The organism is Thermogemmatispora sp., from assembly GCF_019683755.1.
In the GTDB taxonomy this organism is placed as follows: Bacteria; Chloroflexota; Ktedonobacteria; order Ktedonobacterales; family Ktedonobacteraceae; genus Thermogemmatispora.
The window spans coordinates 1-7,901 of the sequence record NZ_JADGHT010000218.1; the positions used below are offsets into that span (position 1 = coordinate 1).

Sequence of the window (7,901 nt, forward strand, 5' to 3'; positions counted from 1 at the left end):
GTATAGCATTCCCCGACAGTCCAGGCAAAGCAGAGACGCTCGCCTCCCCAGAACCACTGTCAGAAGGCGAGCGTCTGATCCTTTTATTTTTTGTTACAGCTACAGATCAAGTTCATGCAGCAGCCACTGCGTTTTCAATACTTTTATCAACTAAAAAATCATCAAGCACTTTTATCACTATCAGAGGCTCCTTGTTTGCCTTTGAAGCGCTCCTGATGCTCTTTATGGAGAGCTTCGACGAGATCGTGAAAGGCGCGCACAAGCAGGTGATTGCGTACGCTGTAGTAAACCTCGTTGCCGCTGCGCCGCGAGCCGAGCAGTCCCGTGCGAGCAAGCTGGCGCAGATGGCCGGAGACAGTGGCATGAGCCAGCCCCAGGGCCCGCGCAATCTCTCCCGAGCGCATCTCGACCGGCTTCTCACGTTCAACCGCCGGCGCAGCCAGCAGAGCCAGGATTTGCCGTCGGCTGGGATCGCACATCGTACCAAGGAAGTGATCAATGAAGGCTTCGACGTCCTCTGGCAGATCCTCTAATGCTTCTTCAGACGCCCCCTCCGATTTACGAGCACACATCTATACACCTCTACTTCATATGGGATATCATCAGAATCGAGCGTTAATCTGCAATACAGGTGAGTGAGTGAAAGTCACCTCTTCTATTACACGAGGAACCTCCCACAGAAAGAGACGAGGTGCTCTATGAGAGCAACGCAAGCGCTGGCAAGCTTCTGCGCCACACTGGAAGGGACGGCCCTTCCTGAGCGGGTGCGCGCCAGGGCCCGTGATCTGCTGCTGGACCATGTGGCTGTCGCCCTAGGCGGTGCCCGACTCCCATCCACGGAGGCCGCCTATCAACTGCTGGTCATGATGGGAGCGCTACAGCCGTTGGGCGCAGCCTCCCACTCTAACGGGCAGGGGGCAACACTGCTGGGATGGGGTCAGCGCGCCGAAGCTGCTTGGGCCGCCCTGGTCAACGGTGTCGCCGCCCACGGTCTAGAGATGGACGACGTCGAGAACCGCTCGTCGCTCCATCCGGGCGTGGCGGTCTTTCCCGCAGTACTGGCCCTGGCTGAGCAACTGGCTTCCCCCATTGCCGATGTCTACGCCGCCGTTGTCGCCGGCTATGAAGTGACCCTGCGCCTTGGGGCCGCCCTTAATCCTGCCTCTGCCTACGCCCGCGGCTTCCATCCCACCGCTCTCTGCGGTACCTTTGGCGCCGCCGCCGCCAGCGCCCGCCTGTTGGGCCTTTCGGCAGAGCAAACGGCGCAGGCGCTGGGCATCGCCGGCAGCATGGCGGCTGGATCGCTGGCTTATCTTGATGATGGTGCCTGGACCAAACGTCTACATCCCGGCTGGAGTGCTCACGCTGGCATTACTGCCGCCCGCCTGGCTGCTGCTGGCTTCCGCGGACCACAGGAAATCTTAAGCGGACGCTATGGTTTCCTGCACGCCTACTCAGACGCCAGCCAGCCTGAAGAGTTGCAGCCGCCAGCCAGCCTGGAGGATTTGGCCATTCTGCGCGTCTCGCTCAAACCATATGCCTGCTGCCGTTATATGCACGGTCCCATCGATTGCCTGCTGGCTATCCGCCGCCAGCATGCCCCTGATCCGCAGCGCATCCTCCGTGTGCGCTGCGGTGTGTTGAGCGCCGGGCGTGGCCTGGTCGCTGATCCCATAGAGGCTAAGCGTCGACCCAACAACATCGTCGATGCTCAGTTCAGCATGCCCTTTGGCGCCGCTGTGGCGCTTATCAGCGGTCAGGCTGGTCGGAGCGTCTTCAGCGACTCCTGGTTACAACATCCAACAGTCTGCAGTCTGATGCAGCGTGTCGACTGCGAAAGTGACCCCGAGCTGGATCGCTACTATCCTGCCGAGTGGCGTGCCACGGCCAGCGTGGAAATGGACGATGGACGCATCTTCAGTGCCAGTGTGCGCTACCCGCTTGGCGACCCCGAGAATCCTCTGAGTGAGGAACAGCTTACAGAGCGCTTCCATGAATTGGCTGCCGCTTCCATTGAGGAGCCTTCTCGACGTACGGCCATCATCGACCACCTGCGCCAGCTCGAGCGGCTCCAGCGCTTCTCCTGGTCTCATTTGCTGTAGCCCCTCTCATAGGGCAGGAAGGAGAAAGAACGATGACTCAGGAACGTCCAGCCTGGCTGCTGCAACGTCGACAGCTCATCGTTGAGCGCTATAATCAATTGGCACCGTCCTATGATCGCGACTGGGGGGCCCTGGATGAGACTCATTGCAGCATGCTGCTCCGCTTGCTGATGGCTTGCCCACCGGGCAGCCGTTTGCTCGATGCGGCTTGCGGCACCGGCAAGTATTGGGGGCTCATTCTAGAACGTGGCTACACCCTAGTCGGCATCGACCAGTCGGTGGGCATGCTGCAGCGCGCCCATGAGAAATTTCCCTCTGTGCCGACTCGACAGCAGGCACTCCAGGAGTTGAACGAGAATGAGGCCTTTGAGGCTGTGCTTTGCATCGACGCTCTGGAAATGCTCCCCCCCGAGGACTGGCCACCTGTGCTGGCCAATCTACGGCGGGCTGTTAAGCCCGGCGGGCTACTTTATCTGACCGTCGAACTGCTGGCAGCCGCGGAGCGCGAACAAGCCTTTCTTCTCGGTCAGGCCCAGGGCTTGCCCATCGTTCCCGGTGAGTATGCTCACCACGGCGGCTATCACTATTATCCTACGCTGGAACAGGTGCGGGCTTGGCTCGAGGCCGCCAGCCTGGCCATCCTGGAAGAGCGCACCGGCGACGGCTACCAGCATTTTCTGCTGCAACGCCCTCACTATCCTCCCCATCAGGACCAGACAACAGCCCAGGCATAAAAAAAACGTCCATCGGTCTTCTGTCAGGACCGATGGACGTTGCTCTCTGGCTGGAAAGGGTGTTTCTCAGGCGGCTGGCTCGGGCTCGGGGATCACCGCCTCAGCCACCACACGGCCATCACGCAGCACCAGACGCACGGTCTGCCCTGGCGCAATTTCGCCGTTCAGCAGAGCATCAGCCAGTGTATCATCAACGTGCGTTTGGATAGCGCGGCGCAGAGGGCGTGCACCGTACTCCTCATCGTAGCCTTCGCGCAGCAAGAACTCACGTACCTCGTCGCTGACAATCAGCTCGATCTTCTGCTCGCGCAGGCGCTCACGCACCTGACTCAGCAGCAGATCAACGATTCGATACAGCTCGTCCTTGCCCAGCGAATGGAAGACCACGATTTGGTCGATACGGTTCAGGAACTCGGGCCGGAACATCTGCTTCAGGCCCTCCAGCGCCTTCTCGCGCATCGCCTCATACTGCTCTGCGCGCTCGTCTCCGCTGGTGACGGGCATGAAGCCGATGCGGGCTGCGCGCCGCAGTTCATTGGTGCCCGCGTTGCTGGTCATGATCAACACCGTATTCTTGAAATCCACGGTGCGACCCTGACCATCGGTCAGGCGGCCATCATCCAAGATCTGCAGCAGGGCATTGAAGACCTCGGGATGAGCCTTTTCAACCTCATCCAACAGGATCACGCTGTACGGGCGACGCCGCACCTGCTCAGTCAACTGGCCACCTTCCTCGTAGCCCACATAGCCAGGCGGGCTACCGAAGAGGCGTGAGACCGTATGCGGCTCCATATACTCGGACATGTCGAGGCGGATCATATTCTCTTCGCCGCCGAATAGCTCACGCGCCAAGGCCCGAGCTAACTCAGTCTTGCCAACACCCGTCGGGCCGAGGAAGAGGAAGGAACCAATTGGCCTCTTCGGATCTTTCAATCCTGCCCGTGAGCGGCGGATGGCGCGCGCCACCGCGCTAATGGCCTCATCCTGACCAATCACATGCTTGCGCAGGCGCTCCTCCAGATCACGCAGATTCTGGCGCTCACTCTCCATCATCTGCGTCACTGGTACGCCTGTCCAGCTCTCGACTACTTGAGCGATCTGCTCAGGCGTCACAATCAGCTGGAATGAGGCATTGACCTCAGAGCGAGCCTTCTCCAGCTTCTGCAGGGTCAGCAGCTCCTGCTGGCGCAAGAGAGCTGCACGCTCATAGTCCTCGGCGTTGGCCGCCGCCTCCTTCTTAGCCTGGATATCGGCTAACTGCTGCTCCAGCTCAGTGATCATCGCCGGGCTAACGATGCCTTTTTCCAGAGCCTCCAGGCGCAAGGCTGAGGCCGCCTCGTCCATCACGTCGATTGCCTTGTCGGGCAGGAAGCGATCATTGATGTAGCGATCGGAAAGCTTAACGGCAGCTTCGATCGCCTCATCGGGGATGGTCACGCCGTGGTGCGCCTCATAGTTGGGTCGCACGGCGCGTAGCATCGCAATAGCCTCCTCAACTGTCGGCTCATCGACCAGGATCGGCTGGAAGCGGCGTTCAAGAGCCGCATCTTTCTCAATGTACTTGCGATATTCATCCAGTGTCGTCGCACCGATACAGCGGATCTCACCGCGGGCCAGCGCCGGCTTGAGCATATCCGACGCCCCTACCGCACCTTCCGCCGCACCCGCTCCGACAACGGTATGTAGCTCATCGATGAAGAGGATAACATCCGGCGCCTGGCGCAGCTCATCAAGGATAGCCTTCATGCGCTGCTCAAACTGCCCGCGGAACATGGCCCCGGCAATCATGCCACCAATATTAAGGGCCACGATGCGCTTGTTGCGCAACGGGGCGGGAACATTACCCGCATGGATACGCCGCGCCAGATCCTCAACAATGGCCGTCTTACCGACCCCTGGCTCGCCAATCAGCACCGGGTTATTCTTCTGCCGGCGACCCAGGACAGTGATCAAGCGGCGCAGCTCACGCTCACGCCCAACCGCCGGATCAAGCTTCCCCTGCGCTGCTTCCGCCGTGATATCCCGACCGTACTGGTCCAGCGTCGGCGTCTTACTGTTGCTGTTAGCCTGACGCTCGGCGGTCTTGGTCCCGCGCCCATTCGTCGCCTCATGGCCATTGAAGAAGCCAAAGGCCGCCGCAGGGAAGCCCTGCCCGAAGAAGCTGCCAGCCTGATTCATCGATGAGCGCATGAGCTCATCAACGCACTGCTGGCAGAGATAATGCCGCTCATGGCGCCCTTCCACGAGCAGATCCACGGTGATGCTGGCGTTGTTCTTATGACATCGCTCACACTTCATTCCAGGCTCCTCACACAACCGGGGGAGCGGCAGCTCCGCTGGTCGGCGCCCCGCTCTCTCTCCTCCCCGGGAATTTTAGCAATCTGCGCGGGTGATTGCCAGCATTATAGCACAGGTTTTTCACTGCTGTCTAGCACTCGCCACTCTTGACTGCTAACTACCCTGAATAACACGAGGCCAAGCCAGTTTATTCCCGGCCTTCTTCCCCCAACTATCGCCCACCTCACGCCCTTGCCCGAGTGCAAGAAGAGCAGTTAGTCAGTCAGCCACGCAACCCGGCTGGCAATCCCCCCGCTTCACTGCGCCTCGCTGCTTCTCTCTCTTCGCTCACTCCTGTCACCATCTAGAACAGAGGTTTCAGGCTCGATTATTCCCAGCGCTGCCTAGCCGGCTCTCCATCCTCGCTATCTGGTCAAAGCCCGAGGGTGCGCGTTATCATAAATAGAGCGATATGCCGTACGCAGCTCCCTCCAGGGAATCCCAGGCTCGCAGACAACAAAGGAGGAAGTATGACCACTCTCCCCCCTCTCATAGACGAGGAAAAACTTCGCCGTTATCTGGCTGAGCGGCTGCCGGGCGAGGATCTGCCCTTAGTCGTCGAACGGGTCCGCGGAGGACACTCTAACGAGACATTCTATATCACGCGCGGTGACCAGCAATGGGTATTGCGCCGGCCACCGCTTGGTCCGCTGCTGCCTACGGCTCACGATGTGCTACGCGAGTATCGCGTCTTGAAGGCGCTTAACAATAGCCCTGTGCCCACGCCACGTGTGCTGCTCGCATGCGAGGATACGAGCATCATCGGAGCCCCTTTCTATCTGATGGAACGCGTCCACGGCTATATTATCCGCGATACGCTCCCCCCTTATGGGGCTGATGAGGCGGGCCGCAAGGCCATTAGCCGTGCCCTGATTGACGCACTGGTGGAGCTGCATGCAGTCGATTGGCAGGCCGTGGGCTTAGGTGATTTTGGCCGTCCGACCGGCTATTTGGAGCGCCAGCTACGCCGCTGGATTGGCCAGTTGGAGCGCTCGCGCCAGCGCCCCTTGCCCGAGTTAGACATGGTCACCGAGTGGCTTCAGGCCCACTTGCCTGTTTCAGGGCCGTCGACCATCGTCCACGGCGATTATCGCCTCGATAATGTCATGTATGCCGAAGATGGGCCACGGGTCGTGGCGATCTTTGACTGGGAAATGGCCACGATCGGCGATCCTTTGGCCGATCTCGGCTATTTGCTCTCTTTCTGGCGCGAGCCAGGCGACCCACCGCCTGCCCTCGATACCGAAACCTGGCGGGTTATGGAACAGCCTGGCTTCCTGACACGTGCTGAGCTGAAAGAGTACTACGCTGAGCGCAGTGGGCGCTCTGTGCGCGATATGGACTTCTATGAGGCGCTGGCAATCTGGAAACTGGCTATTCTGCTGGAGGGCAGCTATGCCCGCTACCGGGCCGGTACTACTGATGACCCGTTCTTTGAGCAGTTGGAAACGGGCATTCCTGCCCTGGCCAGGCGGGCGCTGGAGGTCTGTCAGCGCAGCACGAGCGCAGGCCACTGATCGTGAACGTCGGTGAGGAGGTTTCTTTGTTGCTGCAGGATGACCCTTTTCTCTTGCGGCGCGCTCACGCCGCTGAGCTGTTCCTGATTCGACATGGCGATGCTCTTCCCCCTGCCGATGAGCTGATCCCTGGGGGCCTCTACGACGATTTGCCCCTGTCTCGTAAGGGCCAGGAGCAGGCGCAGGCCCTGGCCGAGCGTCTGGCCGGTTTGGAGTTTGCTGCCATTTATAGCAGCCCATTGCGCCGCTGTCGTGAGACGGCAGCTCCTCTGGCAGGTCGCCTGGGCCTGACTCCGATTGTGGTTGCTGATTTGCAAGAGATTCGCCTTGGCACAGTGCGCCCTCTGCCTGCCGAGGCGGATAACTTGGAGTTGCTGGCCCGTACGTTGCAGGAGCGGCAGATGGATATTATTCGTCTGGCGGGAGCCGCCGGTAGCTGGGATGTGATCGAGGGGAGCGAGCCGTCCAAAGCCTTCCGCGCACGGGTGGTCAAGGCGCTGGATGCCATTGCCAATGCCCATCTGGGAAGACGCGTCATCGCCTTCGCGCATGGTGGAGTGATTAACGCCTACGTAGCTGAGGCTCTAGGACTGGAGCGTGATTTCTTCTTCCCGGTGGCCAATACTTCAATTACTGTGGTGCGCGTGTCAGGCACGCATCGCGTCCTCTTTGCCCTGAACGATATCTGTCATCTCCAGCATCTGCAGAGAGGCTAAGGTTGCCCACAGAGATAGCGGGCAGAGAGGCCCTCTCACTACAGCAGCAGCTTGCCTCTCTTGCCCGCCTCTGGCTTCTTCATGACATGCTTTTACTTAATGGACATTGAGCGGCACGTGTTCGGCAGTCTCTGGCTCTGAGCGCACGAATGGCCGCGACTGGAAGAAGGCAATGACGTTGCGTAGATAGCCGCCCAGACGACGCCGTGTTTCCTGACCAGGGCGAGGCGCAAAGAGCAGCGCGAGAATAACACCGACTAGCAAGCCGAAGCGGAAGAGCAGGCGGGCACGCCGCCGCCGCCGGGCCCGGCGTTCGCGCTCCTGCTGCCAGGCCGCACGGGCTTCGGCCAGATTGCCACGTGCACGCTCTAGTCTGCCACGGGCATTGCGCATGCTGCGCTCGATGGTCACTTGCAGGAGACCCAAGCCGGCAGCCACGGCCCCCAGGAAGAGGCTGAATTGCTCGTTAAGCAGCCCCTTGAGACGCCCCCCCTC

7 protein-coding genes are annotated in these 7,901 nt (G+C 60.2%); 4 read left to right on the plus strand and 3 right to left on the minus strand.

Annotation, left to right across the window (positions count from 1 at the left end):
- Positions 1-161 precede the first annotated feature (161 nt).
- Positions 162-572: a metalloregulator ArsR/SmtB family transcription factor gene (locus IRZ24_RS13700; protein WP_297165189.1), complete on the minus strand. Its 411-nt coding sequence runs from the start codon at positions 570-572 to the stop codon at positions 162-164.
- A 126-nt stretch (positions 573-698) separates the two neighbouring features.
- Between IRZ24_RS13700 and IRZ24_RS13705 the strand changes: the two genes are divergently transcribed.
- Positions 699-2,102 carry an MmgE/PrpD family protein gene (locus IRZ24_RS13705; RefSeq protein ID WP_297165191.1) on the plus strand — a complete coding sequence of 468 codons (1,404 nt, stop codon included), beginning with the start codon at positions 699-701 and terminating at the stop codon, positions 2,100-2,102.
- Positions 2,103-2,134: 32 nt separating this feature from the next.
- Positions 2,135-2,836: a class I SAM-dependent methyltransferase gene (locus tag IRZ24_RS13710; RefSeq protein WP_297165193.1), complete on the plus strand. Its 702-nt coding sequence runs from the start codon at positions 2,135-2,137 to the stop codon at positions 2,834-2,836.
- A gap of 66 nt (positions 2,837-2,902) precedes the next feature.
- Here the strand turns inward: IRZ24_RS13710 and IRZ24_RS13715 are convergent, their stop codons facing one another.
- Positions 2,903-5,134 (minus strand): ATP-dependent Clp protease ATP-binding subunit, encoded by a 2,232-nt coding sequence (locus IRZ24_RS13715; protein ID WP_297165195.1) that lies wholly within the window; start codon positions 5,132-5,134, stop codon positions 2,903-2,905.
- Positions 5,135-5,643: 509 nt separating this feature from the next.
- Here IRZ24_RS13715 and IRZ24_RS13720 point away from each other — a divergent pair.
- Complete coding sequence (locus IRZ24_RS13720; RefSeq protein WP_297165197.1) at positions 5,644-6,690, plus strand: phosphotransferase family protein; 1,047 nt, start codon at positions 5,644-5,646, stop codon at positions 6,688-6,690.
- A gap of 29 nt (positions 6,691-6,719) precedes the next feature.
- Positions 6,720-7,406 (plus strand): histidine phosphatase family protein, encoded by a 687-nt coding sequence (locus IRZ24_RS13725; protein WP_297165199.1) that lies wholly within the window; start codon positions 6,720-6,722, stop codon positions 7,404-7,406.
- 96 nt (positions 7,407-7,502) lie between these two features.
- Here the strand turns inward: IRZ24_RS13725 and IRZ24_RS13730 are convergent.
- Positions 7,503-7,901 (minus strand): YtxH domain-containing protein (locus tag IRZ24_RS13730; RefSeq protein ID WP_297165200.1); only part of this gene is annotated, 399 nt, incomplete at its 5' end.